This is a genomic window from Mycobacteroides chelonae (assembly GCF_016767715.1).
Lineage (GTDB): Bacteria > Actinomycetota > Actinomycetes > Mycobacteriales > Mycobacteriaceae > Mycobacterium > Mycobacterium gwanakae.
In genome coordinates, this window is the sequence record NZ_CP050145.1 from 4954188 (window position 1) to 4979019 (window position 24832).

Consider the following 24832-nt stretch of genomic DNA (forward strand, 5'->3'; position numbering starts at 1 on the left):
CGAAGGGCCTCTTCACCCGGTGCTCGCTCATGCGGACTTCACCCTGCACATGACGTTCGCGTCGGCATGGTCATCGGACATCTCGTCGCGGACAACGTCATTCACCCGTATCCGGCAACCGACCTGCCCCCCACGCACCTGTACCGAAATGCTGCCCGAAACCACGGTGAGAGTCGTCGTCTCCGTGTGTGACCACGGCAGCGCAGTCACGTCCACCTGGTGCGGATGACCATCGATATCGACATAACTCAGCATCCCGCCATTCCCGACCGTGCCGAAGACCTCGTAGGTGAGCGTCTTGGGCGTGAACTCCGGTGGCGCCTGCGGCGGATTGACGGTGAGCACCGGTCCGGGAGCGGACAGTTCGTGCACCTTCAGCATCGAGCCACCGGCCACTCCCAGCGCAATGACGGCGACGAGCGGCATCCAGGCGCGTGCCAGGAACGTCCTGCCAACCGAACGTCGGCTCACCCGACCACCCTCCCGGACCTCGCGCCGCGTGCATGTCAATGAAGCTGACATAAGTACGGTCGGAAATGCTATCAGCCAAACCTGGGAATGCGAGCGGCAACTTTCGCCGGCCCCGACAATCCGTCAGATCGGCATCACGACGCGCGCGGCAGCCGCCCCTTCAGCCGCCGCATCCGCAGCACCTGCGCCGTGATGTTGATCGACGAGATCATCGGAATGACCCCGAGGAACGTCCGCTCGGAGGGGGTGGCTCCATGTAGCTGCTCCAGGCTGCCGAGCACATAGAAGCAGCCCAGGCTGAAGATGGTCGCCGGAATGGATAAGGCCCACAACGATCCGCGATCGGCGATGGCCTGCCGTGCAAAGGTGAGCTCATCGGGCGACATCGGCTCCCGTTTGCGTACCTTCCTCAAGACCAATGGATAGCCACCGATCCGGTCCGCCAGTGGTGACGACACCTGCTTCCTCAAGCGAGTGATGTACACGAACATGCACGTCGCGAAGGTCAGCAGGGCCACAAAAGCGAGAATCGCCAGGTACCCGAAGAGGTGCCAGTTGTGCCCCAAGAAGTTCCAGTTCATCGCACCGTCCCTTTGCCCCGCCATCGAGGAATCTCCCTGGAGATACTCGGGGTTTCTCTGAATCAAGTCAAGGTTCCTGACACTGCCTGCGGCTCACAGGGTTCTGCCGACACCGGGTTGTAGGTGTGTTGTACTGGCGAGATGGCCGAGTCTCGCGAGCTCAACGAGGTGGTGGACGCCGCGATCGAGCAGTCGCTCCTCGGTGGCCCCCGCAAGTACACCCGGTCTCAGGTGTCCGAGCTGTCCGGCGTCCCGGTCGAACGCGCCCGCAAGCTATGGGTGGCACTGGGCTTCGCCGCAGCGGAAAGCGACGACGAGGTCGTGTTCACCGATGCCGACGTCGCCGCGATCCGCACCTTCGCCGCATTGGGAACGGCTACCGCAGCCAACGAGCAGAGCCAGGTCACCGCGGCCCGCACCCTCGGCCAGGCCATGGCGCGGCTGGCCGAATGGCAGGCAGACCTACTGACCCGCGAGGTCGAAGATCGCATTGCCAACGATGGCGACGCGTTCACAACCGGGTCAAGCGTCGACGCGGTTACACGCACAATCTCCACACTGACTGACTTGCAGGACTATGCCTGGCAGCGACATTTGGCTGCAGCACTCACTCGGTCGAATGAATCTGGTAGCACCACAAGACAATTGCTTGTTGGTTTCGCCGACATGGTTGGCTATACCCGCCTCTCCCGCCATCTGGACCTCGACGAACTGACCAATCTGCTCGAGACCTTCGAGACCGCACTCACCGAGGCAGTCACCACCCACGGCGGCTGGGTGATCAAGAACGTCGGCGACGAAGTCATGTTCGCCGCCGCGAGCGCCGGGGCCGGCGCGCGCATCGCCGTTGCCATGAATGCAGCGATTATTGCAGCAGCACAGGACATTCCGGATATGCCGCAGATCCGGGTGGGCCTGGCCTACGGACAGGTGCTCGTACGCTTCGGCGATCTCTACGGCACCGTGGTCAACGTCGCCGCACGACTGACCGGCGTGGCCCGGCCCGGAACGATCCTTCTCGACGACGCCGCCGCGGCGGCACTGGGAGACGACGACGAGTTCGTTCTCCGTCACCTGCGCGGCGTGCGCGTCAAGGGGTTCTCCCGGTTGGGTTCGCATGTCTTGCGAACCCGCAAACGCTCATAACGACCCCATGATTTTGACGGATAGGAAAGGACATCACATGGCGCAGTACATCGAGGAAACAATCTTCGAGGCACCCCGAACGACTGTGTATGAATTGTTCGCCGACCGCGAAGGGTACAACGAATTTCTGCCCTTCACAGTCACGCTGGTCCGGCCTGGTACCACCGAACGGCAGGGTGTGGGGGCGATTCACCGAATCGGTGTAGGCCCGGTCGGCGTCAAGGAAGAGATCCTCGAACTTGTTGCCGGGGAACGCATTCAGTATCGCGTCGTCGGTGGACTGCCGGTGCGCTCGCACATCGGAACCATCACCCTCACCGACCACCCGCAGGGAACGGCCGTGCGCTATTCCATGGAGTCCACCCCACTGATTCCGGTACCCGATACCGCGATGGTGTGGGTCCTGCGTAAATCAATGTCGAGCCTCGTCGACGGCGCACGCCGGGAAGTGGCGCGCCGGGGTGCGGCCGGGAAAGCATAGAAAACCAAGACTATTTGAGTCACGAACGTATTTTGAATTCCAGAGTAGAAATTCGCATTTCTGGTTCAGTTCGTGCGCCATTCTTAGGCATTGCTAATTAATCACATTCGCCCCCATAAACCGAGTGATCTTCATTTATTCAGATACCTGGGCTTTTACGTGACTACCGACTCATATCGAATACCATTCCGTCACAGTTCCATCTCGCCTGAAAATACCCTCGGCCTCATCGGTATGCGCCTTCTGACATGGCGATTAGCCGGACATCTGGGAGGCAACTGATTACCGCCGTGCGCCCGTTAGGTCACAGCCACAGTTCATATTCCGCATCAACTTCATAACCAACCTGAACGTCAGCTGGACGTCAATTTTGGAGCGTTATAAAGTTCAGCCATCGAATTTCACCAGCGTGATTTACACGCTCAAGCTAGGGAGTCGGGTCGGTGGCGATCATCATCTTTGATCGAATGGCTATTCAGGTAATTGCCAGCGCTGGTTTATGTGCGGCCGCGTTCGTATGGGCGCCATCCGCAGTCGCAGAGTCATCCGGGAGCGCGCACCACGCGGTTGAAGACGGCCCCGGAGGCTCCGGCAAGGGTGCGTTAGTCGGTGCCCCCGCCGCAGGCGCCGCGCCCGTGGCCGGGGTGCCGATACTGCCGGGCCCTGTTGCGGCACCTGTCGTACCGGCAGCGCCCATCATCCCGGCCGCACCGATTGTTCCTGCGGCGCCAGTGGTTCCGGCCGCACCGGTAGTTCCGGCCGCACCGGTAGTTCCGGCCGCACCTGCCGTGGTCCCTGCGGCCGCGCCCCTTGATGGTGCCCTGGCCGCAGGCCCCGTGGCCGGAAAGGGCGTCCCGGTCGGTTCCACGGTCCCGGGCGCGCCGACGCCGGGTGTTCCGACCCCCGCCGGTCCGCAAGGCTGAGCGCTCGGGCTTACCAGCAATCGCCCGTATTCCTTTACCAGTAAGGGAATACGGGCTTTTTCATGTCGTGAGGAAGGCGGCGCCAAGGTCATCGCGCGCACTACATCGGTTGTACTGCGGCAGATTCCACAAGAGCAAGCTGCTACTCCTGCACGACCACCGGATCGCCGACATTGACATTGTCGAAGTACCACTCGGCGGCCGCCGGGCTCAGGCTGATGCAGCCGTGGCTGACATTCTCGTAGCCCATTGCCGGTACGGCCCACGGAGCCGCGTGCACGAACAGACCGCGACTGGTAAAGCGGACGGCGTACTCCACATCGATCTTGTAGCCATCGGCGGCGGTGACCGGGATTCCGACACTACTGGAATCCATCAGCACGGAGCGCTCCTTTCCCAGGACCGCGTAGGTGCCGATGGGCGTCGGATACTCCGGGCGGCCCATTGAAGCCGGGAACACCCCTTCTTCCCCCAGGCGCGGAAGATGATGCGGCGCAGGCAATCCTGATATCCCGTCCGATGGCCTTCTCCACACTCCCTCATAGGACACGGTGAACGTGTGCCGAGAGATACTGGCGATACCGATAAGGGCAGGGCCTGTCGAGATCTCCGCAGGCCTACCGCCCACCATGAGCTTCACGGTGCTGTGCGACGGCCAGAAACGATCGGGGATCCATTGCACGACATTGCTATCGAGCCATTCGTACTTTCCCGTCATGGCCGGCGTCGATGTGATACTCAGACTTCGCTCGGCTGCCGGGCGATCGGCAATCGGACCATTGAAGGTCACCACCACGGGGTGCGCGATGCCTACTGCCTTATCCGGCGCGGGCGCGATCGACCTGATATCCCATTCGAGCGGCCGGCTGACAGCTGTGGTGTCAACACCATCCGGGTGCCCAGCCAGTGTCGCGCCGACGACGGACACCGCTACAACAATGTGAAGAATTGCCCTCATCGACCGACCCCTCTGGGATGACCACTTCGTCATGAACGATGTGATCGTAAGGACGTGTCAACGGCCGAAGTAGCGGGCGCGCTTGCCGTTTCGATAACGCGTTCCCCACGGTTTGATAACGAAAACAGCAGCAGATCTGGCCCGCTAACTGATCTCATGCGCACCCCAAATATCCGCACTTCGGGAGGTGTTTTCGGGGGAGATAAGCGCCCTCAAAACGGGGTCGTCCACGCGAGCATCTCGTCGTCGCTGGCGGCCACCACAACAAGCATGTGCGGTAGATAGCGCTGGCTAGCGACACCCCTCAGTACAACGCTCATCAGTGCCACCCACAGCCGTGCGTCAGGTTCATCGATGCCGCCGACACCGAACTCACCGCATGGCTTAGTTACCCACTCCTGCAACAGTTCCAGCGCGTTTGCGCTGTTCTAGCAGTTGCCCAGCAGAATCTCATCCCGCCGTTCGGCTGTGGAACCCCTCCGGAGAGCGACCCGCACAAGTAGTTCGTCCGGATCGCCGCCAGATCCCGCACGCGCTACTCATCCACCGGCATGCGCCACCGGAGCCGCACACGGAAGAGGTTGCTCTTGCCCACGCGGTACTGGATGACTGTGGATTTTGTCGATACGGGCCACTGCCCTTGTTAGGCAAAGAAAGGAAATACGCCCGCTGAGCAGCAAAATCTAGCAGCAGCCGTCACCACTTCTCGTTGAGTGCCTGCTCGAGTATCCGTTCCAGCTCTCCTTGCACTCGCTCCAGTGGCGCGGTGTCGCGATTGGCGCGCGCCAGGATCAGGCCACCCTCGATCGAGGTGACGATCAGTGTGGCCAGTCCCCCCGCGCGGGCCTGCGTGATACCGATGCCAACCAGGCCCGACGTAATGAGTTCTTGCCAGGCACGAAAGACGGTGTCGGCTTGTGGGATAAGGCTGCTGTCAATCTCTCCGCCGCCGATCGCCGCCGACGCGATGGGACAACCGGCACCGAAATCTTTGTGCTGCAAGATGTTTGTCCAGTACTTCACGTAGAGCTGGATCCCGCGAGCTGGCCCTTCGGAGAACGCCTCGGCAATCATCGCGTTGGTGATCTGGCCGGCCCGCTCTAAAGCTTCCGCTATCAGCTGCGCGCGCCCCTCCGGAAAGTAGTAGTAGACCGACCCGCGTGGGGCACCGCTGCGAGTAACCACTTCGTCGATCGTGACGCCGGCGGCGCTGCGCTCGGCCATGAGTTCCACGGCGGTCTGCAGCATCCGCTCCTTGGTCCCGCCCCTGCTTGTCTTCTGCGCAGATTTTGCGCCGACCATCAGCCGCCCTTCATTTGATCACCCGTGGAACGTCAACAGTATATAGATTATGGTATCTAGTATATGTTATGTTCATGAAATGGGTGCTGATTACAGATGGCCCCGACCGAAGCGACCAGGAGGCAATGTGTCGGACATACGAACCGGCGAGGTGATCATCGACGGAGTGCGCTCTCCGCTGTTGCTTGCGGGGCCGGCGCAGGGGTCTACAGCGGTGGTCTTCATTCACGGAAACCCCGGCTCATCGCACGACTTTCGCGGACTACTGGGAGCGGTCGGCGAGCACGTACGTGCCGTCGCTCCCGACATGCCCGGCTTCGGACAAGCCGACAAGCCCCGCGACTTTCCACAGAACGCTGTCGGACATGCGACACATCTCGATGGCATCCTCGCCCACCTTGGAATCACCAATGTTCACCTCGTCCTGCACGACTTCGGCGGGCTCTGGGGCCTGACCTGGGCCGCCGCCCATCTGGATAAGGTCGCTTCGGTCACGCTGATGAACACCGGAGCCATCGTCGAACACCGCTGGCACTGGCCCGCGCAGCAGTGGGTCAGGCGGCCAATGGGTGAACTAGCGATGCGCCTGACTGTGCCACGAGTATTCAAACTTGTTGTCCAGCACGCCTACTCGTTCAAGCCCTGGCCGGTGCGGTTGCCCGCTGATTTCCTTGCGCATATGGCCAAAGACTTCGATGCGGGTACACGCGATGCGGTGTTGCGTCTGTACCGTGCGTCGCGTCACATCGCAGAGTTCGGCGACGCTCTCGCTTACCTGCTACAGACGAAAGACATACCGGCGCTGGTGATCTGGGGCCGTCGTGATCACTTCCTGCCGGTCAAGCACGCTCATCAACAGCTCGCTGCATTTCCTTCGGCACGGATACTCCTCTTGGAAAAGGCGGGCCACTGGCCCATGATCACCCATGCCGCCGAAACCGAAACAGCCATACGCGATTTCCTGATCGAACAATTATCCGAGAGCCAGGTCCACACGACTGTGCCCGCGTTGCAGTGAGACGACCTGATCACTCCAGCTGGGCCGCAATCAGATTCGTGAGATCAAGCGGGGTGCTTTATCGATCACAGCTGCGCCTGCAAGCGCATTTCGTCGATGACGCCCCGGAGGGCGACCCGCCCGATCTCGATGGCGCTCGCGATAGCGGCAAGGTCCCGAGATAGCCCCGACACATCATGCGCGCCAACAGGGGGACGCACCTGAACAAACTCCACGCCTCGCGCCCGGGCGTTGTCAGCGCGCCGGTACACGAGGTGCCGACTGAGGTGGCTCCGACCGGCACCGCGCGCGTGCCGCAGGTAGTACGGCATCAACGCGAGAAGTTCGAGCCCGGCCACGGATGCCGTCTGGTCCTCGCGCAGGGTGCGTAACACCAGTACATGCGTGGCACCCTGAGCGACAGCCGAGGGCCAGGGAATTGCCTCGGCAACGCCGCCGTCGACGAATGCACGGCCCGCGAGTTGCACTGGCGGGCCTGCTAACAGCGGCAGGCACGCACTCGCTCGTAACGCTGTCTGCAACGACGCTTGGCCTACGACGTATGGAGCCAAGTCACATGCCGCACCGGTCCGCGCATCGGTGGCGATCGGGTGAAACGTGATCGAATTGCCAAGTATTGCATCGAAATTCATTGGTGTGATTGAGGTGTAGACGTTACCGACCAGTGCCTTGAGATCAACTACCGGGCCGCCGCGCAGCAGCCGCGCCGGATCATTCACCTTCGCAGCGGCCACTTCTGGCCACGCCCACGACGGCAGCCACCGCTGCGCCTCCCCCGTCAGCAGCCAAGCCCCGTTCAGGGCGCCGCCCGAAGTGCCGTAGACCGAGTCGAAACAACTGGTCAGGCCGAGCTCATCGAGTGCGATGCACATACCGGCGGAGTAGGCCGATCGGTTACCACCGCCTTCGATCGCCAACGCGACACGGTGGCCGTCCTGGCGATTACCGGGGCGACTACCGGTAGCCAACCGGGCGGCCAACACGTCGATAAGCGAAAGCTGCCCGTCCGTCACTCGAGCGCCTCCCATACGTCGATAGTTCGCGACCCCTACCGGCCGGCGTTGCGCGCCAGGTCGATCGCGAACTGATTGACGAAGGTGCCGGCCCGAGGATCCCCGCGGTCACATGAACCGTCAGATTCCCCGGGACGCTTGACCCACAGGTAGGCATCGACGTTCGGGCTCGCGGTGGCCGTCGTGGGCGGAGTGCCCAATGCGCGGCCGCTGGGATTACACCAGTAGAGGGCATCCGCGGTCGGCCCCGCTCCATTACGCGAGGTATCGATCACGTAATGCGCGCCGTTCGTCATTCCCGAAATCGCGTCGCCGTAACCGATTTCCTCATCCGTGGTGAAGAAGTTCGCGGTATTGAGGCTGAAGCCTCGGGCCTTTCCGACGCCGACATCGTTGAGTCTGGCCGCCATCACGTCGGCACTCACCCACCGCGAGTGACCACCGTCGACATAGAGGGCCGTGGCCGGATTACGGGTCAGCGTGTCGACGGCATAGCGCATCAGCTCGAAGCGTTCCTGGCGTTGGCCGGGAGACAGGCAGTCCGCCATGGCCAGGGCGTCCGGTTCGAGGATGATTACCGCTGGCCCCGATCCCACGGCCGATGCGACGCCATCGATCCATCCCCGATAGGCATCGGCGGATCCGAAACCGCCGGCGGCGAAACTGCCACAGTCGCGGTGGGGGATTGCGTAGAGGGCCAGCACCGGGGTGGCGCCGGAGGCCTGCGCCGCGCTGATGTACTTCGCGTCCACGCTGGGAGTCGACACATTGTCCATCCAGTACGCCTGCGGCGTGTTGGCGATGGCCGTCAACTCGGGGCTCCCGGCGCTCTGCGCGGCACGCATCGCCGCCGAGTTCGGGTTGACGTAGAACCCTTGACCGTCCAACGGGTTGTCCGCCCGCGCCACCGGACCCACGAAAAGGCCCAGACACATCACGGCCAGCAGGGGAGCGATCCGTCGCGCGAGGACACCAGCAGCTGAGGAAATCACCTCAGAAAAATAGCCTCAGCACCACAACAAGCGCCATTCGGCCCAGTAGCGATCTGCGCTATCTATCCATCGTGTGCGGAGGGTCGTCGACTTCCTGCTTGTCTTCACAAGCGCCCAACGCGTTGACCAGTACACAGTTGTCTCCGCTGTCCTGCTGGTTGGGAGGGAGTTCCTCGCAATCGCCGACTTCGTTGACCCTCTCGCACATCACGCGAGTGCTGGGCGCCGCGTATGCCGCGGGGGCCGAGACCTGAAAAGCACCCGCGATCATCGCGGCAAAGGCCGCGGTCACGACACCTCTCATGATGGCTGCCACAGTGCCCTCCCTTCTTTGTACGGGCACAACCCCCGATCACCGTTTCAGAGCGAGAACAACGGTGAATACGGGCGGTGACCACCCATTTTACAAACTAATGATCACTGCAACGAGGGTTTCGGATATGGATCGGCGACCAACTACCCAGAACCTGCGCGCTAGGGTGCTTCCGTCGGCCTCAGCGAACAGGCCGGTAGAAAAGTTGGACACCTCATGACTGCACCCGCAGAAGCGTCGGCACTCGAAGCACGCGTCGGCCATTACTACCAGATGGACGGCCCCTACCTGGTGGGCCGCGAAAAGGTGCGCGAGTACGCCCGCGCGGTGCAGGACTACCACCCCGCGCACTGGGACGAGGCCGCCGCCGCAGGGCTCGGCTATTCCGGTCTGGTGGCGCCGTTGACGTTCACGTCGACCCCGGCCATGGCCTGTAACCGGCGCATGTTCGAATCCGTGGTCGTCGGGTACGACACCTACCTGCAGACCGAAGAGGTCTTTGAACAGCACCGCCCGATCATGGCCGGTGACGAGCTGCACATCGATGTGGAACTGACCTCGGTGCGCCGGGTTGCGGGCAGAGACCTGATCACCGTGACCAACACCTTCACCGACACAGCCGGCGCCCGCGTGCACACGCTGCACACCACCGTCGTCGGGATCACCGCAGATGAAATCAGTCCAGGGACGATGGCGGCCGTGCAGAGGGCGATGATGCACGACGTCGACTTCTCTGGCATCGGCACAGCCGCCGACGCCTACGAGAAGACCGTCCGGCCCGAGGGCGAGGTTCGGATCGCCGCGGACAGCCGCGCACCGGGCACGCCGTCCTTCGACGATGTGCGGGCAGGCGACGAGCTACCGGTGCACCACACCCGACTATCCCGAGGCGATCTGGTCAACTACGCCGGTGTGGCCGGCGATGCCAACCCGATTCACTGGGACGAAGACATCGCCAAACTGGCCGGACTGCCCGATGTGATCGCGCACGGCATGTTGACCATGGGATTGGGTGCCGGATTCTTCTCGCTCTGGTCGGGCGACCCGGGTGCGGTGACGCGTTACGCGGTGCGACTGTCCGCACCGGCCATCGTGTCGTCCGCCGAAGGCGCGGACATCGAGTTCGGTGGCAAGATCAAATCGCTGGATCCGGAGACGCGCACCGGCGTCATCGTCGTCACCGCGAAGTCCAGCGGTAAGAAGATCTTTGGCCTGGCGACGCTGAACGTCCGCTTCAGCTGATCTGACAGCGCTAGAGCTCTGTCACGCGTCCGTTGTCGACCCTCCAGGATCGATCCAGCCGAACGTTCTGCAGCATCCGGCGATCATGTGTCACGAGCAGCAGCGCACCGTCATAGGCCTCGAGCGCCTGCTCGAGCTGCTCGATGGCGGCGAGGTCGAGGTGATTGGTCGGCTCGTCCAGAACCAACACATTGGTGCCGCATGCCTGCAGCAATGCCAGACCCGCACGGGTGCGCTCACCAGGTGAGAGCTCGTCAACCGGGCGCTCGACGTGGTCGGCGCGCAGCCCGAACTTGGCGAGCAGGGTGCGTATATCGGCTGTCGACCATGACGGTAACCGCTGCTCGAAGCGGTCCACGAGCCGGTCCGGGCCGGTGAAATCGCCACGCGCCTGGTCGATTTCGCCGATCGAGACATTTACTCCCAGGCTCGCACGTCCCTCATCGGGTTGCAGACGCCCCAACAGCACCCGCAGCAGTGTGGACTTTCCGGCCCCGTTAGGCCCCGTAATCCCAATGCGTTCACCGGCATCAACCTGCAAGGAGACCGGCCCAAGAACAAAGTCGCCTTGCCGCACAACAGCATTGGCCAGAGTCGCAACAACCGAACTCGAACGCGGTGCGGCGCCGATGGTGAACTCGAGCACCCATTCCTTGCGGGGCTCGGCCACCTCTTCCAGGCGCGCGATCCGGCTCTCCATCTGGCGAACCTTCTGCGCCTGCTTCTCGCTGGATTCGGAGGCCGCGCGGCGCCGGATCTTGTCGTTGTCGGGAGCCTTGCGCATGGCGTTACGCACACCCTGGCTCGACCATTCCCGCTGAGTGCGAGCGCGCGCCACCAGGTCTGCCTTCTTTTCGGCGAACTCTTCGTATTGTTCGCGCCGGTGGCGCCTGCCAACCTCACGCTCTTCCAGATAGCTTTCGTAACCACCACCGAACACGGTGGTGGTGTTCTGGGCCAGGTCCAGTTCGAGGACGTGGGTGACGCTGCGGGCCAGAAACTCGCGGTCGTGACTCACCAACACCACGCCACCACGAAGATCGCGGACGAAGTCCTCGAGCCGGGCCAGTCCGTCCAGGTCAAGATCGTTTGTCGGCTCATCGAGCAAGACGATGTCGAACCGAGATAGCACCAGGGCCGCCAGTCCAACACGTGCCGCCTGCCCACCCGACAAGGACGTCATCAAGGTCGACTCCGGTCGCACCGCATCCAGACCGAGGCCCAGATCAGCCAGCGCCGCCGGCAGCCGCTCGTCAAGGTCCGCCGCCCCGGAGGCGAGCCAACGATCAAACGCCGCAGAGTAGGCCTCGGCCAGATCGGCCTCCGCTAGCCCCTGCCCCGGGTCGGCCAGCGCCGTGGCCGCAGCCTCCATGGCCTGGGTGGCATCGGTACACCCCGTGCGGCGGGCAATGTAGGCCGCGACGGTTTCCCCGGGGAGGCGCTCATGCTCCTGCGGTAACCAGCCGATGAATGCGTCGGCCGGGGCAACACTGACCACACCCTCGAGTGGTTCCAGATCCCCGGCGAGGATTCGCAGAAGGGTGCTCTTGCCGGCGCCGTTGGCGCCCACGACTCCGATCACGTCCCCCGGCGCAACGGTTACATCGAGCCCCTCGAAGAGGGTGCGGTGAGCGAATCCGCCGGCCACATTTTTCGCGACAAGCGTTGCCGTCATGGCTTCATCGTCGCATCATCACGGCGCAAGAGAACCCCCGCGCCCGTACCGGACCGATACCATCGCGCCATGCACCGGCCGGTTTCGAGACGCGATGCCCTTCGATACACCTTGGCCGCACCGATCCTCGCGGGTCTTCCGATGGTCCTTGCACCGAGTGCCTCCGCGGACGGGCTAAAGCTGATCGACTTCACCGAGCGGCTGGTGACCCCCGAACCGATCAAATCCGCCGGCTACGCGGGTGCCCTCGTCTATGTATCCGAGTTGCGGCCGGGAGCTACCTTTGACTTCAAACCCGTCACGCGTGACTACACCGCCGGGTTACGCGCCGCCGGACTGCACATCGTCAGCTGCTACCAGTACGGCAAGCCCGGCTGGCCCACTCCGTCCGACTTCACCCGCGGCTACGACGGCGGCGTTGCCGACGCCCAGACCGCCTTGCGACTACACGGGGCCGCGGATGGGCCCGATACCGCGCCGATCTTCTTCAGCGTCGACGAGGACATCGACCAGAACACCTGGAAAACGCTTGCAGTCCAATGGTTCCGGGGCATCAATTCGGTACTCGGAGTTCGCCGTACCGGCATCTATGGTCACGCCCGGGCGTGCGGGTGGGCGATCGGCGACGGCGTCATCGGGCATTCCACGACCGGCGGTTACCGCTGGGCCTGGCAGACACGAGCGTGGTCAGGCGGGGCACGTGAGCCAGCCGCCGTGCTGTACCAGAGCGCAGTGAACACGGCGTCGAACCCCGGCCCACTGATCGGTGACGTCCACGTGGATGTCGACGATGTACTGGCAACCGATTTCGGCCAGTGGGACTTGAGCCGCTAGCGATCTCGCACCGCGGCCGAACCAGATTTGCCGCGGAGGGAAGCCCCCCACATCGAAGGAAGGTTACGCTAACCTTCATTGGCTGGCCCGATCTCGCAGGCGGTCAGCAGCACTGGAGAGGAGACGCCAGGCTGCCCGCGTGTGGCCCTGGAAATCGGTCAGATGATGCGTTGTGAAACTGATTCCCCCACAGTCGGTCCGGTCGACGGCGCAGGCAACAGGTCATGACGGCTCCGGTATGGATGGCGGCACCTCCCGAAGTGCATTCGGCCCTACTCAGCAGCGGCCCCGGCCCGGGGTCTCTACTCGCCGCGGCATATGCCTGGCGCTCGTTGAGCACTGAATATTCTGAGGCGGCAACCGAACTCACCACGACGTTGGGCACGGTACAAAGCGGTCCCTGGAACGGGCCCAGCGCCGATCAGTACCAGGCGGCACATGTGCCCTACCTCAGCTGGTTGCAGCAGACCAGTACTGTCAGCGCCGGAGTGGCTGCCCAGACCGAGACGGCAGCCACGGCCTATTCCGAGGCGCTGGCCACCATGCCGACGCTCGCCGAGCTCGCCGCGAATCATGCGGCGCATGGGGCGCTGACCGCCACTAATTTCTTTGGTATCAACACCATTCCGATCGCCCTCAATGAGGCCGACTACATCCGGATGTGGATACAGGCCGCGACCGTGATGAGCACCTACCAGGCTGTCTCCGAAACTTCGGTGGCCACAGCACCGCCGACCCTACCGTCACCGGTGGTGCTGTCGCCAGAAAGTGGTCGCACCGCGCGGGCCGCGGCTCAAGACGCCACCAAGCCACCCCCCATCGTGCCTGATCCGAACGATCCCATCGAGATGTTGCTGGCGAACTCTCAACACTTCCTGGGTATGTATCGCGCGCTGAAGGGACTGATTACCGACCCGGTCGGCACCATCATCCAGATCATCATCGACTTCTCCACCAATCCGGCCGCAGCCCTGGTTACCTGGCAGCCGCTGTTCTTCGTATTCGCCTATGCCGCAACGTTTGGTGTGATGGGAACGCCGATCTACGCCGCAATCTTGGGCCCCGCGGCGGGTATCTCACTGCCGCTCGCCATCACCTTGGGCAGCCTCTCTCAGATGCCCGCGGCGCCACCTGCCGACGTCGCCACGGAGGTTGTCCATCCTCGTGCCGACCAGCCGAATGCGGTCGCGATGAGCGGTGGCACGGTGACCACGGCGAGCTCGGTCGCACCTCCCCCACCGTCTACCTCCACGGTGACCCCTACCTCTGCCCCGGCTCCCACCACCCCGCCACCCGCGGGCGCAGAAGGACTCGGATACGCCGTTCGGGGGGACGGGCCCGGATTCGGGTTCGGGCCAACCATGGGCCAGAGCACTGGCGCCGCGGCTCATGCCCCAAGCAGTGCCAGTGCGGCCGCGGCCGCACTGGCCTGCAACCCTGGAAAGTCTAAGAGCCGCAGGCGCCGTCGCGGAACCGCCGAGGACCGCGCGTACCGTCACGAATACGCCACCCTGGACAACGACATCTCTGCCGACACCGCCGCCGACGATCCGCTGACGGTGAGTGCCTCACGTACCGGCGCGGGGAAGCTCGGCTTCGCCGGTGTGCGCACCACATCGGCACCCACCGAGGCCGCCGGACTCACCACCCTCGCCGGCGACTCCCCCGAAAGCCGGGTTACCCCCATGCTCCCGGGAACGTGGAACACCGCGGAAGACGGCGGCGAAACTCGCTGATCTGGGCACCAGCTGCCGCACATACGTGCCGTTCGAAACATTTGCCATTGTTCGTGTTTGGGAATCGCATCGAGCGGGTATATCCCGGTCGTGAGGCCGAAGTGGCCGCTACGAACCTTGAGCAAGGAGAGCCGCATCATGATTATCTTGGGTGTTCTGCTAGCAGTCCTGGGGTACGTCTTGGCCGTCCCGATTCTCCAGACGGTGGGGATAATCCTGGTAGTAGCCGGTGCGGTCCTGTGGATCTTAGGGGCGGTGGGTAGGCCCGTCGCGGGTCGCAAGGTGTGGTTCTGAGTGTTGGTGCGCCGCATTGCCCGTCCCATGCTCGGGTCCATATTCATCGCTGCGGGCACCGATGGCCTCCGCCATCCGGAGGCATCGGCCGCCGTCGCCGAACCCCTGGTCAACGATCTTTTGGAGAACGCACCCAGCTCAGCCACCCGATACCTGCCACGAGACCCGACGACCTACGTCCAAATACACGGGGCCGCACAGCTTGCCGCTGGATTGGCCTTGGCCAGTGGACGGCTCCCCCGGATATCGGCCTGGGTACTGGCAGGCACCCTGGTCCCGGTGACCCTGGGCAGCAAGGCATTCTGGCGCGAGGCCGATCCAGCCCTCAAATTGCAGCAGAAGACCGACTTCTGGAAGAACGTCTCCATCTTGGGCGGTCTGATCATCGCCGGCATCGACACTGAGGGACGGCCCGGCTTATCGTGGCGTGCGCGCAGGGCAGCTAGCGACGCTGTCGCCGTAGTTACCTCGGCACTCCCCGGGGCCGAGGACACTTCGCAGTCGCTCCGCGCTAAGACGGTAGAGCTGGGAGAAGCGGCGCGCGAGAAGGTTCCCGTGATCGCCGAACACGCCCGCGAACGGGGTGCGGAGATCGCCGAGGCCGCGCAACGCCGGGGCGGCCAGCTGGCGGATATCGCGTCACGGCGGGGAAGTGAACTCGCAGAACGCATCTCAGAGCACAGCGCCGAACTGGCCAGCGCGGCAGATAAAGGCCGGAAACAGATCGAGGCACTTGCCGCCGATCCGCCACCGAGACTCCGCAGGTTCGCCCGCACCTTCGGCCGCCACTAAGATACGGCGAAGCCCATTCCACGCATGACGGTGTCCACGTGATCGTCGTAGAGCGCATCGCTGTCTGTCACGAGATCCCGAAGACTCCCGAAGATCTCGCCGGCGAGATACCCGGTGATGGATGTCCACGCCGAGATACCGATCCCGATGATCGCGGTGTCAGCCGGTGCGTCCGTAGTCGTTCCCAGCAGCGCAGCAAGTAGTGGCCCCGGAGCCAACGGGCGGAATGCAGTGCGTTGCGGCACCGCCTCACCCGCCGCGACGGCGCTGAGATACGCGCCCATGAAGGAGACGATGACTTGCACTGCAGCAGGACCGGTCTCGGAGGGCTGCGCACGATATCCCGGGATGGGCGTACCGCTAAGCAAGGCGAAATCTCCCGGATTCGCGAGCGCCCAGCGACGGGCGGCGACGAACGCGGCGCGTACCCGCCCCCTCGCACTGCCCTGCTCCGCGGCTTCTTGCCCCTCGCTCATCGCTTCGGCAAGGGCGACATTGGCGTCAACGCACAATGCGGTAATCAGCGCTGCCTGCGTATCGAAGTAGCGGAACAGTGCCGCAGGTGCCATACCCATTTCTCGGGAGATCGCTCGTAGAGACAGGGCACCGGTACCGCCGTCGGCGAGCTGCCTTCTGGCGTGGGACTTGATCTCATCCGTTGTCTGCGCACGCTGTCTTGCCCGCCTCGTGGCGGGGACATCCGCGGCATTCGTCGGGGTGGGCACGTGGCCAGTCTATGAATGCCGTGTGCTCAGCTGTTGCCGAGCCTGGGCCGAAGTAGATCCACACCCGGGCCGGTGAGCTCGGACAGCGCGCTGGGACGGGCACCGACCGCCATCACGATTGCCTCTCCTGGGCCTCGAATCTCCGGGCCGTCACCGTAGGTCCAGTCCACATCGGTTGCCGTCCAACGCAACCCCTTGAGTCTGCGTTTCGAGTGAATAAAAGGGTCAGGATTCTCCAGTACGGTTCGCAGCGTGTCAGCGGGCACCTTCCGGAGCCGCTTTAGCGGGCGCCGGATGTCCTGGTGATGAATGAGCAGATCAGCGAGAACCAGCTTCGGCTGGATCTTCGCCGAATAGCTTCTGTCGATGGTGGATTCGAAGGCCGCGAGCAGCTCGTCGGTCGACCATCCTTCTGCTCGGTCGATATAGAGCTGGTTCAATTTATCGGCCGATCCGCGCACCCGGACGACCTCGTAGAGGTACCTGGGGAACGAAGTTCCGTCATACAGCACGTGGGCCACCACATCACGCACCCTCCACCCCGCACACAGTGACGGCGCGCCCCATTCCTGCGGAGTGAGCGCGTGCAGCAGTGCGGCGAGGTCGCGCTTCTCCTGTTGAACCATCGCGTACACATCGGCTCGAGACATCTTTAGCTCCCTTGGCTCGGTGTTCCCTCGGCGCATTCAGTGAAATCGCAGCCGGATGAAGTTGCCCAGGCCGTTCCTTCGCCAGCTCGACAGCATCTTTGGCGTCGGCAGCCAAAATGGATCGGGCACATGGAATCCGAGCCGCGTGGCCCGGGTGAGGCCCATCTGCCGCATTTGTCGTGCCATCGTCAGCAGCGGCAGACTGGGTTGGTAGGAGTAGTCGTGTCGCCCTCGCGCGATCGAACCCGAAATCAGGCGCGCCATCTCGGCGGGCGATCGAGTAACTCCGGCGACCCCGGGATGCTCTGCTCTCCACTGGTTCACGGCGTCTTCCGATGCAAAGAAGCTGTTGTAATCGCACCAGCCGACGACCCGATGGGGCATCTCACGAACCGGATATCCGAGGTGTACCCGCAGTGTCTTGGGTGAGTAGTCGACCAGCAGGCCGTCCCGCCCGACGAGGCGCACCGGCTGCTTGGTCTGCCGGCACACAGAGTCCACGATCACCTCCGCACCGGGGAACTGCCCGGATATCGCGCACGCCTCGACAGCACATTCCGCGAACCACTTCTGCTGACCATCAACGGTAATCGCGTAGTGGTTTGTGAAGGTCGCAAACGGGCGCGCGTAGACCAGCTCGCCCAGCGAAGGCTGCGGGGCACTGAGCACTTCGTCCTGGAAAGTCTCGCTGTCCGCATGCTCCTGGTCCTGACGGGCAACACAGATCGCGCCCTCCAGGGCACGCAGGAGCAGAGCGACCTCCCCGTCCGACAGCGCGAATTCGCTGCGTAGTTGCGCAACCGTCGGCGCGGTTCCGTCGGTCAGCACCTGCGCCATGATGCGCCCTCGGAGCGCACGCGCCTCATTGGTCAGTATCGCCATCGACGCCTCCTTTAGTGATCACTGCTCACTTTTCGATCACTGTACACATACCGTTGGGCGTCCTCAATGCGCAACGACCCCCGTCCAGGCGGCACGTGCGGGGCTCAGTAATATGACCGTGTGGTCATATCAGTAATGGCCACCACCGATGTGAAGGGGATTCCGTGTCCGTACGCCGCACCGTCCAAAACCTTGCTCAGCGCCGCACCCTGCTGCCTGCGCCGATCGATTCACTGCTGGCAGGCCCGGGACGTGACGTCAGCCAGCTGACGGTGGTCGTTACGGGTGCGTCGGCCGGAATCGGCCGACAGGCCGTCATCCAACTACGCGCCCGGGGAGCTCGCGTGATCGGTGTGGCCCGGCGGGCCGATGAGCTGAAGGCCCTCGCGGAGGAAACCGGTTGCGAGTGGCGCACCTGCGATCTGAACGGCGAGGCGGAGATCGCCCGGCTGCTGGAGGACCTCTACGATCAGCGCGTGGATGTGTTGGTGAACAACGCCGGTCGCTCCATCCGCCGTCGCATCATCGACGCGACCGACCGGCTGCACGACTACCAGCGGACCATGGCGCTGAACTACTTCGCGCCCGTGCAGCTGACCCTGGGTTTACTGCCCGGAATGATCGAGCGGGGCCGCGGCCAAATCGTCAATGTCTGCACGTGGGCGCTGCACGCCAATACTTTTCCGCGCTTCTCCGCCTATGCGGCGTCCAAGAGCGCACTGGCGATCTTCGGCCGCACCCTGAACGCCGAACAGCCACACCCCGGTGTCCGCGCGACCAATGTGTACTTCCCACTGGTGCGCACCGAAATGATCGCACCCACAGCCGAATACGAGGCCGCCGTAGCGCTATCCGCACCGGAAGCCGGTCGCTGGATCATGCGCGCCGTGACTCACCAGCCGGTGGAGGTCAACGCCGCCGTGCTGCGCGCATTGCTACCGGCGATCGACTTGTTCTCACCGGCAGCAGCGGACACCACCATCGCGTCGATCACATAGGTCCGGTTACCGTACGGATTTGATCGGAAGCACTGCCAGCGCGCCGAGGACCGACAGCACCATGGACGCCAGATACAGGATGCTGAAGTCCCCTTGAGTGTGATGTAGCCCGAATAGCGCTGTTGCCAACATGGGCACAAGCAACTGCGGCAACAGGTACGCCATAGCCACCACGCCAAGGTCTTTCCCCGACGACTCCGTCTCGGGGAGCACCTCCGTCATCAGTGCCAGATCCACGGCGGCGTAGGCGCCCTGCCCTGCTCCGATCACAGCCGCGCCGAGCAACAGCGAATGAAAGTCTTTGAACAGCAGCAAGATCACCAGGCCGACCGCAGTGATCAGGCATGAGGTCCAGACGATGCCCTTGCGCCGCCCGGTGCGATCTGACCACCACGCCGATATCGCTGCGGTGATCGTATTGGTGATCAGGAAGGCACCGATGATGATGCCGTACTTGGCGGCTGCCTCATGCTCCGACAATCCCAAGGTGCCCGCCACGATGTACAGCATGTAGACCGTCACCAACAGCACCGACATCGTGACGAAGAGGCGGCAGATCCATGCCCACGCGAAATCCTGGTGTTTCCTTGGATTTATCCAATAGCTCGCGAGGATCGCTTGCCAACTTCGAGGGACGCGCTGCGTGCGGACGGTGTCACGCAGAATAAGTGCGGCGGCGCCATTGAACATCAGCGCCAGTACCGCCGGGAGGCCGAACCACCATCGCGGATCGTTCGGTAGGACGTTGATGAACACGCTGCCGACCACAGGCGCAAGGCTGGTCGAGATGCCAAACACCGCCGCCACACGTGCCCGGATCGCGACCGATATCTGATCTGCCAACAGCGCGTTGAAGACCACCAGAGTTGCGGCGAAACCAATCTGGGTGATGCACCAACCCGCGACTACTCCACCGACCGTCGGTGCCGTGGCCAATGTCGTCAGACCCACCGCGCCGACAAGGGTGCCGCCCACCAGAAACGGCCTGCGAATACCGAACCGCGAGATCGAGGTGTCACTCAGATGGCCCAAGGGAGGCGTCACCAGGATGATCGCAATGCCACCGAGAGCCATCGTCAGCGACAGCACCTGCGTCTTGTGCGCCGGGTCAAGCTCGGCCAGCCGCAGCGGGATGCTCACCGCACCGGCGGCGAGCAGCGCGACCGCGGAGGCGAAGTACGCCAGCAGAAAGACCGGCAGGAAGGCGCGCGGCTGCACAACCCGGACATCCGCCTCAAGGCGTGTAGCAGGCGTTTCCGTAGACATACGGTCCTCTCGATTTTCTTCGAACAACCACTGTAGGTGCTCACGCGCTAGGGCCGCTGGGCACGAGATCGGGGCACAATCATTGCGGCACCCTGAAACCGACAACTGAGGCGGATACTCATGGCACGCATCGACACCCACCATCACTGCATCCCGGCCCTGTATCGCAAGGTCCTACAAACCGCCGGAATCGATGAGGCCGGCGGGCGGGCGCTACCGGACTGGAGCCCCGAGGCATCGCTGGAAACCATGGATGCCCTGGACATCGCCACCGCAATCCTGTCGGTGTCGACACCGGGCACTACCTTCTTGTCCTCCGCCTCTGATGCCGCGGCGCTGGCCCGCGACCTGAACGACTACACCGCGTCCGTCGTCGACGGACATCCGAAGCGGTTCGGCTTCTTCGCCACCGTCCCGATGCCCCATATCGATGCGTCTATCGCCGAAACCGTTCGTGCACTGGATGTCTTACGCGCAGATGGCGTGGTCCTGCTGGCCAACAACGACGGCGTCTACCTCGGCCAGGACGGACAGGACGATCTGTTCGCCGCTCTGGACGCCCGCTCAGCGGTGGTTTTCATCCATCCCGCCGATCTGCCCGGACCGGCCGTAACCGGGGTGTTGCCCTTTGCCGCCGACTTCCTTCTCGATACCACCCGTGCTGCATACCTTTTGGTCCGCAACGGAATCCGCCGCAAATACCCGAACATCAAGTTCATCCTCAGCCACGCGGGTGGCTTCGTGCCGTACGCCAGCCACCGCATGGCCGTCGCCATCACCAGCGACACGGGGGCCAGCCCCGCGGACAATCTGGATGACTTCGCAAGCTTCTACTTCGATACCGCACTGTCCTCCAGCCCCGCCGCACTGCCCTCGTTGCTGGCATTCGCCGAACCCGGTCACGTCCTGTTCGGATCGGACTGGCCGTTCGCGCCGCTCGCAGCCTCACAGCTGTTCGCCGCCGGTCTGGAGAACTACCCTCTGGACAATTCGGCTCGCGCCGCGATCGACCATGCCAATGCCCTGAGGCTCTTTCCCCGTCTCGGCACGGCACCCACTCCCCCGACGCGGTCGCTCGCGGACAACGCACGGAACTTGGCGCGTCGCACCGTGATGCGTGGCGTCGCGCATTTGATGGCTTCGCGGTGAACTTGGCCGTGTAGCACCAACGAGGTCATCCGGACGTTGTCTGCGACATCGCCGGTGTGCTGCGCATCTGCATGCTGTCACCTTGCTTGAAGGGATAGGCCACGGGTCGCGTCAAGGAAGGGTGTCTGCGGGCGTTATGCCGGTAGCCCCATGCTTCTGGTCCGGCTATCGGGAGGAAGTCATCGATGACCTGGTGCCGATGGGCCATGGTGAGTGCCCGGTGCACGACCGCATTGTTGGCAGCCCATAAACGCTGATGACGTTGCACCCCAATAAGTTCCAACCATTCGTCCGGCAGGGTCGAAACCGCCGCGTGGGCGGCCATCCGCAGGAACGGGTTGATGGGTAGCAGCGGAAATGCTGGTGCGGCTGGGGGTTTCAGGAAGAACGAAACGAGCTTGTGCATTTCAGCGGTGGGCCTGATGATCTTCTTGGCGTCGACGGCGAGGTAGTCGGCGACGTCTTCCGGGGTGGCGGGCACGTAGCGCGGCGGGATGCCCAGCAGGTCGGCGGTGATGAGGCTTTCTCGGTAGAACCGGCGGATCTCCTCGTCGGTCAGCTGTTGCCCGGGCGGGCAGAAGCGCTGGTAGCACTCGAGCAGCCCATGCCAACCGGTCACATAGACGAACAGCAGCGTCTCAGGGACATTCGCGACATAGGGCTGTTGGGTATCGGGCACCACACCATTGACCGCACTGTGCCGTTTGAACAGCCACTGGCCAATCTTCTCCGCGGCCTCGGTGTCGCCGAAGACCGCTTGGGTGAAGAACATGTTGGAGCGCCGGACTCGGCCAAGAGGATCCGCGGCATAGGTGGAGTGTTGATCGACTCCGGCGGCGCCGGCCGGATCGAACACGGCAACGATGGAGCCCCGGATGCCCGCGAGCGAGATGACGGGATGTCCCCACACTTTCCAGCTCACCGATTCCGGGCCAAAGTAGCCCGCGTTGCGACGCGGCCCGTTGGCGATCTGCAAGGCACGGCGGCCCGATTTGCCTAATGCGTCGACGAGAAGATCCATCCCTGGGCCTCTTTCCTGTATTCCCTTACGGGCAGAGCGATTTCAGCGCGATGTGCGAGGTTGGGGTACCGGCAGGCCCGGTGTTGTCATCCCGTTGAAAAAGACGCCAAGCACCGTGAGGACCTCGCCGAACACGTCGTGAGGGTCCTCCGCTTGGCAGATCAGCGTGTTGCCCGAACACAGCACCCGTAAAAGCAATTGCGCGGTCGTGACCACGGGCATGGCGGAGATCAGCTCGCCCCGCTGGACCATGTGCGTCAACAGCGCGACGAGCGGCGGCAACACGTACTGGTCATCGATCTGCTGGTAACGGTCCGGGCCCAGCGCCTGGGGTGCCTGACGCAGCAGCTCGCGATGTATCGGATCGCTGAGTGAGAGGCCCACGAACTCCGTCGCAGCGCGGCCCGCGATAGGCAATCCGGCTCCCACTGGCCGATCCCGCATCCGGGTATTCGCTGCTTCGATTCCTGCTGCCGCGACGACCAGCCGTTCGCTGAACACCGCCTCAAACACGGCCTTCTTGTCCGGGAAATGCCGATAGAAGCCGCCCTTACTCACTCCAGCATGCGCGGTCAACGTCGCGACACTGGTCGCGTCGTATCCGACCGTCGCGAAGCACTCTTTGGCGCTGTCCAGCAGCGCACGCCGCGTTCCCTCGGCGCTGACCTGTCGGCGCGACAGCTTCGGTGCCAACTCGACTGCCATGAGCCCCTCCGTTCAGCGACCGTCGGTCGCTGAACGACCGATGGTCACCATACCCACTGCGGGCCAGGAAGCCAAGCGGCGCAGCCCACGGGATGCACCAACCCATATCCGAGCCTCTACCGTTGATCCGGTGAAGCTGCCGGGTGCTCGGGTCTGTGCCGTCGCCGCAGTACTCCTTGCCCTCGCGGGCGTGCCTTCTTGCCGGCACGCGACAAACCCGACCGCCCCCGCGCCAAGCGTGGAGCCCCAAGGTCCTTTCGCGCCCGTCATCCGCCTCATGAACGATGCGGTTGCGGAGCCTCGGCTACCGGGCGCGGTGGTGCAGATCGGGCACGCAGGCACGGTCGTGTTCCGGCAGGCCTTCGGGTGGCGCAAACTCCCCGATGAACCGGGACTGGACGGGTCGCCCGCACCGGCCGAACCGATGACCGACGACACGATTTTCGACCTGGCGTCGCTGACCAAACCGCTCGCGACGAGTGTGGCCCTTCTTCAGCTGTACGAAAAGAGCCTGGTTCGGATCGACGAACCCGTGCAGACATATCTGCCGGATTTCAACCCCGACAACGACCCGCGACGCGCACAGGTGACACTTCGCATGCTGTTGACGCATACCTCGGGCATCGGAGGCGACCTGAGTCATCAGGGGCCTTGGGGAGTGACGGAGGCGGACAAGGCAGACGGTGTACATCGGGCACTCACCGCCCCGTTGGCATTGGACCCCGGTAAGACATTCCACTACTCCGACATCAACTTCATCATCCTCGGCGTGCTCATCGAGAAGATCACCGGCGAGTCTCTGGATGTCTACGTGCAGGACAACGTTTTTGCGCCGCTGGGCATGTCCGACACGCGTTACCTACCCCCGGCCAAGGCATGTGGACCGCACCAAATCATCGGTACAGCAGTTTCTTTCGACAAACTGCCGACCGCGAACGTTCCCTGTCCGGTGGGCACCTGGAACACCGATCTGTTGACACGCATCGCACCGACGGCACGCGACGAGGACGCCCCGGCTATCAATCCCAACTACGGCAATCTGCTTCGCGGGACCGTGCACGACCCCACCGCGCGCCGGATGGGCGGCGCGGTGGGGAGTGCGGGTGTGTTCTCGACGGCCGATGACGTCGGTCGGTACTCCCAGGCACTTCTCGATCGGCTTGCCGGACGGCCGAGCCTGTTCCCGCTGAAGCGATCCACCCTGGAACTGATGACGACACCGCAGCAGCCAGGCCACACCACCGCACAACTCCAAGCGGCCAACAACGCCAGCCGCCGGGCGATCCAGAAGAGTCCGAACACCACCGATCCCCTACTTGCACCGCACTATCCGGCGATAGCGGGACAGAGCCTGCGCGGTTTCGGCTGGGATATCGATACGGAACTATCCAAGCCGCGTGGAATGTTCTTTCCCATCGGCAGCGTCGGCCACTCAGGCTTCACCGGGGTGACGGTGTGGATCGACGCAGCGTCGGACACGTATGTAGTGGTCCTGGCGAACGTTATCCATCAGCGCGGCGGTCCACCCATTGTGGGGCTGAGCGGCGATATCGCCACCACGGCAGCCCGGGTTCTGCATCTCTACAGCAATTAACCGACCCGGCGGCCGAGAACCACTGCGCCCCTGCCGATCACGAGATTCTTCACCCTGATGCGAGAACGTTA

26 protein-coding genes are annotated in these 24832 nt (G+C 63.5%); 12 read left to right on the plus strand and 14 right to left on the minus strand.

Features of this window, described 5'->3' with window-relative positions; translation table 11 throughout:
• Window positions 1–27 precede the first annotated feature (27 nt).
• Together HBA99_RS24170 and HBA99_RS24175 are read right to left on the minus strand one after the other, a co-directional pair.
• Window positions 28–426, minus strand: coding sequence for an MmpS family transport accessory protein (locus tag HBA99_RS24170; protein ID WP_030097602.1), 399 nt, complete (start codon window positions 424–426; stop codon window positions 28–30).
• Between the two features lie 179 nt (window positions 427–605).
• On the minus strand, window positions 606–1052 hold the full coding sequence (locus HBA99_RS24175) for a hypothetical protein (RefSeq protein WP_070951807.1): 447 nt from the start codon (window positions 1050–1052) through the stop codon (window positions 606–608).
• Window positions 1053–1193: 141 nt separating this feature from the next.
• On the opposite strand from HBA99_RS24175, the gene HBA99_RS24180 reads away from it, so the two are divergent.
• From HBA99_RS24180 to HBA99_RS24190, 3 genes are all read left to right on the plus strand, one after another.
• Window positions 1194–2198: an adenylate/guanylate cyclase domain-containing protein gene (locus HBA99_RS24180; protein ID WP_070951806.1), complete on the plus strand. Its 1005-nt coding sequence runs from the start codon at window positions 1194–1196 to the stop codon at window positions 2196–2198.
• Between the two features lie 37 nt (window positions 2199–2235).
• Entirely contained in the window at window positions 2236–2679 is a 444-nt protein-coding gene (locus HBA99_RS24185; protein WP_070951805.1) for an SRPBCC family protein, read from the plus strand.
• Window positions 2680–3146: 467 nt separating this feature from the next.
• Window positions 3147–3602, plus strand: a complete 456-nt coding sequence (locus HBA99_RS24190) for a hypothetical protein (RefSeq protein ID WP_070952389.1) — start codon at window positions 3147–3149, stop codon at window positions 3600–3602.
• Between the two features lie 142 nt (window positions 3603–3744).
• Here HBA99_RS24190 and HBA99_RS24195 read toward each other — a convergent pair whose 3' ends face one another.
• Both HBA99_RS24195 and HBA99_RS24200 read right to left on the minus strand, forming a co-directional pair.
• Window positions 3745–4542, minus strand: a complete 798-nt coding sequence (locus tag HBA99_RS24195) for a L,D-transpeptidase (RefSeq protein ID WP_030097607.1) — start codon at window positions 4540–4542, stop codon at window positions 3745–3747.
• A gap of 714 nt (window positions 4543–5256) precedes the next feature.
• A complete protein-coding gene (locus HBA99_RS24200) occupies window positions 5257–5808 on the minus strand; it encodes a TetR/AcrR family transcriptional regulator (RefSeq protein ID WP_165615239.1) in 552 nt (183 codons plus the stop codon).
• 181 nt (window positions 5809–5989) lie between these two features.
• Between HBA99_RS24200 and HBA99_RS24205 the strand changes: the two genes are divergently transcribed.
• Window positions 5990–6880, plus strand: coding sequence for an alpha/beta fold hydrolase (locus HBA99_RS24205; RefSeq protein ID WP_070951803.1), 891 nt, complete (start codon window positions 5990–5992; stop codon window positions 6878–6880).
• Between the two features lie 65 nt (window positions 6881–6945).
• Here HBA99_RS24205 and HBA99_RS24210 read toward each other — a convergent pair whose 3' ends face one another.
• The 3 genes from HBA99_RS24210 to HBA99_RS24220 form a co-directional block, all read right to left on the minus strand.
• Window positions 6946–7908, minus strand: coding sequence for a patatin-like phospholipase family protein (locus HBA99_RS24210; protein ID WP_070951802.1), 963 nt, complete (start codon window positions 7906–7908; stop codon window positions 6946–6948).
• 20 nt (window positions 7909–7928) lie between these two features.
• A complete protein-coding gene (locus HBA99_RS24215; RefSeq protein WP_057967006.1) occupies window positions 7929–8828 on the minus strand; it encodes a glycoside hydrolase family 6 protein in 900 nt (299 codons plus the stop codon).
• Between the two features lie 115 nt (window positions 8829–8943).
• Window positions 8944–9201: a hypothetical protein gene (locus tag HBA99_RS24220; protein WP_227457801.1), complete on the minus strand. Its 258-nt coding sequence runs from the start codon at window positions 9199–9201 to the stop codon at window positions 8944–8946.
• A 213-nt stretch (window positions 9202–9414) separates the two neighbouring features.
• Between HBA99_RS24220 and HBA99_RS24225 the strand changes: the two genes are divergently transcribed.
• Window positions 9415–10440 (plus strand): fused (3R)-hydroxyacyl-ACP dehydratase subunits HadA/HadB, encoded by a 1026-nt coding sequence (locus HBA99_RS24225; protein ID WP_070951801.1) that lies wholly within the window; start codon window positions 9415–9417, stop codon window positions 10438–10440.
• A gap of 10 nt (window positions 10441–10450) precedes the next feature.
• Here HBA99_RS24225 and HBA99_RS24230 read toward each other — a convergent pair whose 3' ends face one another.
• Window positions 10451–12115, minus strand: a complete 1665-nt coding sequence (locus HBA99_RS24230) for an ABC-F family ATP-binding cassette domain-containing protein (protein ID WP_070951800.1) — start codon at window positions 12113–12115, stop codon at window positions 10451–10453.
• Between the two features lie 69 nt (window positions 12116–12184).
• On the opposite strand from HBA99_RS24230, the gene HBA99_RS24235 reads away from it, so the two are divergent.
• The 4 genes from HBA99_RS24235 (at window position 12185) to HBA99_RS24250 (ending at window position 15771) form a co-directional block, all read left to right on the plus strand.
• A complete protein-coding gene (locus HBA99_RS24235; RefSeq protein WP_070951799.1) occupies window positions 12185–12949 on the plus strand; it encodes a DUF1906 domain-containing protein in 765 nt (254 codons plus the stop codon).
• A gap of 224 nt (window positions 12950–13173) precedes the next feature.
• Window positions 13174–14685: a PPE family protein gene (locus HBA99_RS24240; RefSeq protein ID WP_070951798.1), complete on the plus strand. Its 1512-nt coding sequence runs from the start codon at window positions 13174–13176 to the stop codon at window positions 14683–14685.
• Between the two features lie 138 nt (window positions 14686–14823).
• On the plus strand, window positions 14824–14979 hold the full coding sequence (locus HBA99_RS24245) for a hypothetical protein (RefSeq protein ID WP_044105576.1): 156 nt from the start codon (window positions 14824–14826) through the stop codon (window positions 14977–14979).
• Window positions 14980–15771: a DoxX family membrane protein gene (locus HBA99_RS24250; RefSeq protein ID WP_057964589.1), complete on the plus strand. Its 792-nt coding sequence runs from the start codon at window positions 14980–14982 to the stop codon at window positions 15769–15771.
• On the opposite strand, the gene HBA99_RS24255 is transcribed toward HBA99_RS24250, so the two are convergent.
• From HBA99_RS24255 to HBA99_RS24265, 3 genes are read right to left on the minus strand one after another with little or no spacing between them, the layout of a single operon-like run.
• Window positions 15768–16496 carry a TetR/AcrR family transcriptional regulator gene (locus HBA99_RS24255; protein ID WP_070951797.1) on the minus strand — a complete coding sequence of 243 codons (729 nt, stop codon included), beginning with the start codon at window positions 16494–16496 and terminating at the stop codon, window positions 15768–15770. The two genes, HBA99_RS24250 and HBA99_RS24255, sit on opposite strands and share 4 nt — an antisense overlap.
• 26 nt (window positions 16497–16522) lie before the next feature.
• On the minus strand, window positions 16523–17146 hold the full coding sequence (locus HBA99_RS24260; RefSeq protein ID WP_070951796.1) for a maleylpyruvate isomerase family mycothiol-dependent enzyme: 624 nt from the start codon (window positions 17144–17146) through the stop codon (window positions 16523–16525).
• 36 nt (window positions 17147–17182) lie between these two features.
• Complete coding sequence (locus tag HBA99_RS24265) at window positions 17183–18028, minus strand: alkylmercury lyase family protein (protein ID WP_070950941.1); 846 nt, start codon at window positions 18026–18028, stop codon at window positions 17183–17185.
• A gap of 164 nt (window positions 18029–18192) precedes the next feature.
• Between HBA99_RS24265 and HBA99_RS24270 the strand changes: the two genes are divergently transcribed.
• Window positions 18193–19026, plus strand: coding sequence for an SDR family NAD(P)-dependent oxidoreductase (locus HBA99_RS24270; RefSeq protein ID WP_070951795.1), 834 nt, complete (start codon window positions 18193–18195; stop codon window positions 19024–19026).
• Window positions 19027–19032: 6 nt separating this feature from the next.
• On the opposite strand, the gene HBA99_RS24275 is transcribed toward HBA99_RS24270, so the two are convergent.
• On the minus strand, window positions 19033–20292 hold the full coding sequence (locus tag HBA99_RS24275; protein ID WP_064410038.1) for an MFS transporter: 1260 nt from the start codon (window positions 20290–20292) through the stop codon (window positions 19033–19035).
• Window positions 20293–20412: 120 nt separating this feature from the next.
• Between HBA99_RS24275 and HBA99_RS24280 the strand changes: the two genes are divergently transcribed.
• Window positions 20413–21441, plus strand: coding sequence for an amidohydrolase family protein (locus HBA99_RS24280; RefSeq protein WP_064410039.1), 1029 nt, complete (start codon window positions 20413–20415; stop codon window positions 21439–21441).
• 25 nt (window positions 21442–21466) lie between these two features.
• On the opposite strand, the gene HBA99_RS24285 is transcribed toward HBA99_RS24280, so the two are convergent.
• Window positions 21467–22462, minus strand: coding sequence for an oxygenase MpaB family protein (locus HBA99_RS24285; protein ID WP_070915963.1), 996 nt, complete (start codon window positions 22460–22462; stop codon window positions 21467–21469).
• Between the two features lie 42 nt (window positions 22463–22504).
• Window positions 22505–23167 carry a TetR/AcrR family transcriptional regulator gene (locus HBA99_RS24290; protein WP_070915962.1) on the minus strand — a complete coding sequence of 221 codons (663 nt, stop codon included), beginning with the start codon at window positions 23165–23167 and terminating at the stop codon, window positions 22505–22507.
• A 130-nt stretch (window positions 23168–23297) separates the two neighbouring features.
• Between HBA99_RS24290 and HBA99_RS24295 the strand changes: the two genes are divergently transcribed.
• Complete coding sequence (locus tag HBA99_RS24295) at window positions 23298–24761, plus strand: serine hydrolase domain-containing protein (RefSeq protein WP_109494205.1); 1464 nt, start codon at window positions 23298–23300, stop codon at window positions 24759–24761.
• Window positions 24762–24832 lie beyond the last annotated feature (71 nt).

Bases quoted from the DNA above. Each gene is read 5' to 3' on its own strand.
- HBA99_RS24170 (WP_030097602.1), bottom strand. From the start codon at position 426: ATGCCGCTCGTCGCCGTCATTGCGCTGGGAGTGGCCGGTGGCTCGATG.
- HBA99_RS24180 (WP_070951806.1), top strand. From the start codon at position 1,194: ATGGCCGAGTCTCGCGAGCTCAACGAGGTGGTGGACGCCGCGATCGAG.
- HBA99_RS24290 (WP_070915962.1), bottom strand. From the start codon at position 23,167: ATGGCAGTCGAGTTGGCACCGAAGCTGTCGCGCCGACAGGTCAGCGCC.
- HBA99_RS24275 (WP_064410038.1), bottom strand. From the start codon at position 20,292: ATGTCTACGGAAACGCCTGCTACACGCCTTGAGGCGGATGTCCGGGTT.
- HBA99_RS24225 (WP_070951801.1), top strand. From the start codon at position 9,415: ATGACTGCACCCGCAGAAGCGTCGGCACTCGAAGCACGCGTCGGCCAT.
- HBA99_RS24285 (WP_070915963.1), bottom strand. From the start codon at position 22,462: ATGGATCTTCTCGTCGACGCATTAGGCAAATCGGGCCGCCGTGCCTTG.
- HBA99_RS24190 (WP_070952389.1), top strand. From the start codon at position 3,147: ATGGCTATTCAGGTAATTGCCAGCGCTGGTTTATGTGCGGCCGCGTTC.
- HBA99_RS24185 (WP_070951805.1), top strand. From the start codon at position 2,236: ATGGCGCAGTACATCGAGGAAACAATCTTCGAGGCACCCCGAACGACT.
- HBA99_RS24265 (WP_070950941.1), bottom strand. From the start codon at position 18,028: ATGGCGATACTGACCAATGAGGCGCGTGCGCTCCGAGGGCGCATCATG.
- HBA99_RS24280 (WP_064410039.1), top strand. From the start codon at position 20,413: ATGGCACGCATCGACACCCACCATCACTGCATCCCGGCCCTGTATCGC.
- HBA99_RS24240 (WP_070951798.1), top strand. From the start codon at position 13,174: ATGACGGCTCCGGTATGGATGGCGGCACCTCCCGAAGTGCATTCGGCC.
- HBA99_RS24245 (WP_044105576.1), top strand. From the start codon at position 14,824: ATGATTATCTTGGGTGTTCTGCTAGCAGTCCTGGGGTACGTCTTGGCC.
- HBA99_RS24260 (WP_070951796.1), bottom strand. From the start codon at position 17,146: ATGTCTCGAGCCGATGTGTACGCGATGGTTCAACAGGAGAAGCGCGAC.
- HBA99_RS24230 (WP_070951800.1), bottom strand. From the start codon at position 12,115: ATGACGGCAACGCTTGTCGCGAAAAATGTGGCCGGCGGATTCGCTCAC.
- HBA99_RS24210 (WP_070951802.1), bottom strand. From the start codon at position 7,908: ATGGGAGGCGCTCGAGTGACGGACGGGCAGCTTTCGCTTATCGACGTG.
- HBA99_RS24175 (WP_070951807.1), bottom strand. From the start codon at position 1,052: ATGAACTGGAACTTCTTGGGGCACAACTGGCACCTCTTCGGGTACCTG.
- HBA99_RS24215 (WP_057967006.1), bottom strand. From the start codon at position 8,828: ATGTGTCTGGGCCTTTTCGTGGGTCCGGTGGCGCGGGCGGACAACCCG.
- HBA99_RS24200 (WP_165615239.1), bottom strand. From the start codon at position 5,808: ATGCTGCAGACCGCCGTGGAACTCATGGCCGAGCGCAGCGCCGCCGGC.
- HBA99_RS24235 (WP_070951799.1), top strand. From the start codon at position 12,185: ATGCACCGGCCGGTTTCGAGACGCGATGCCCTTCGATACACCTTGGCC.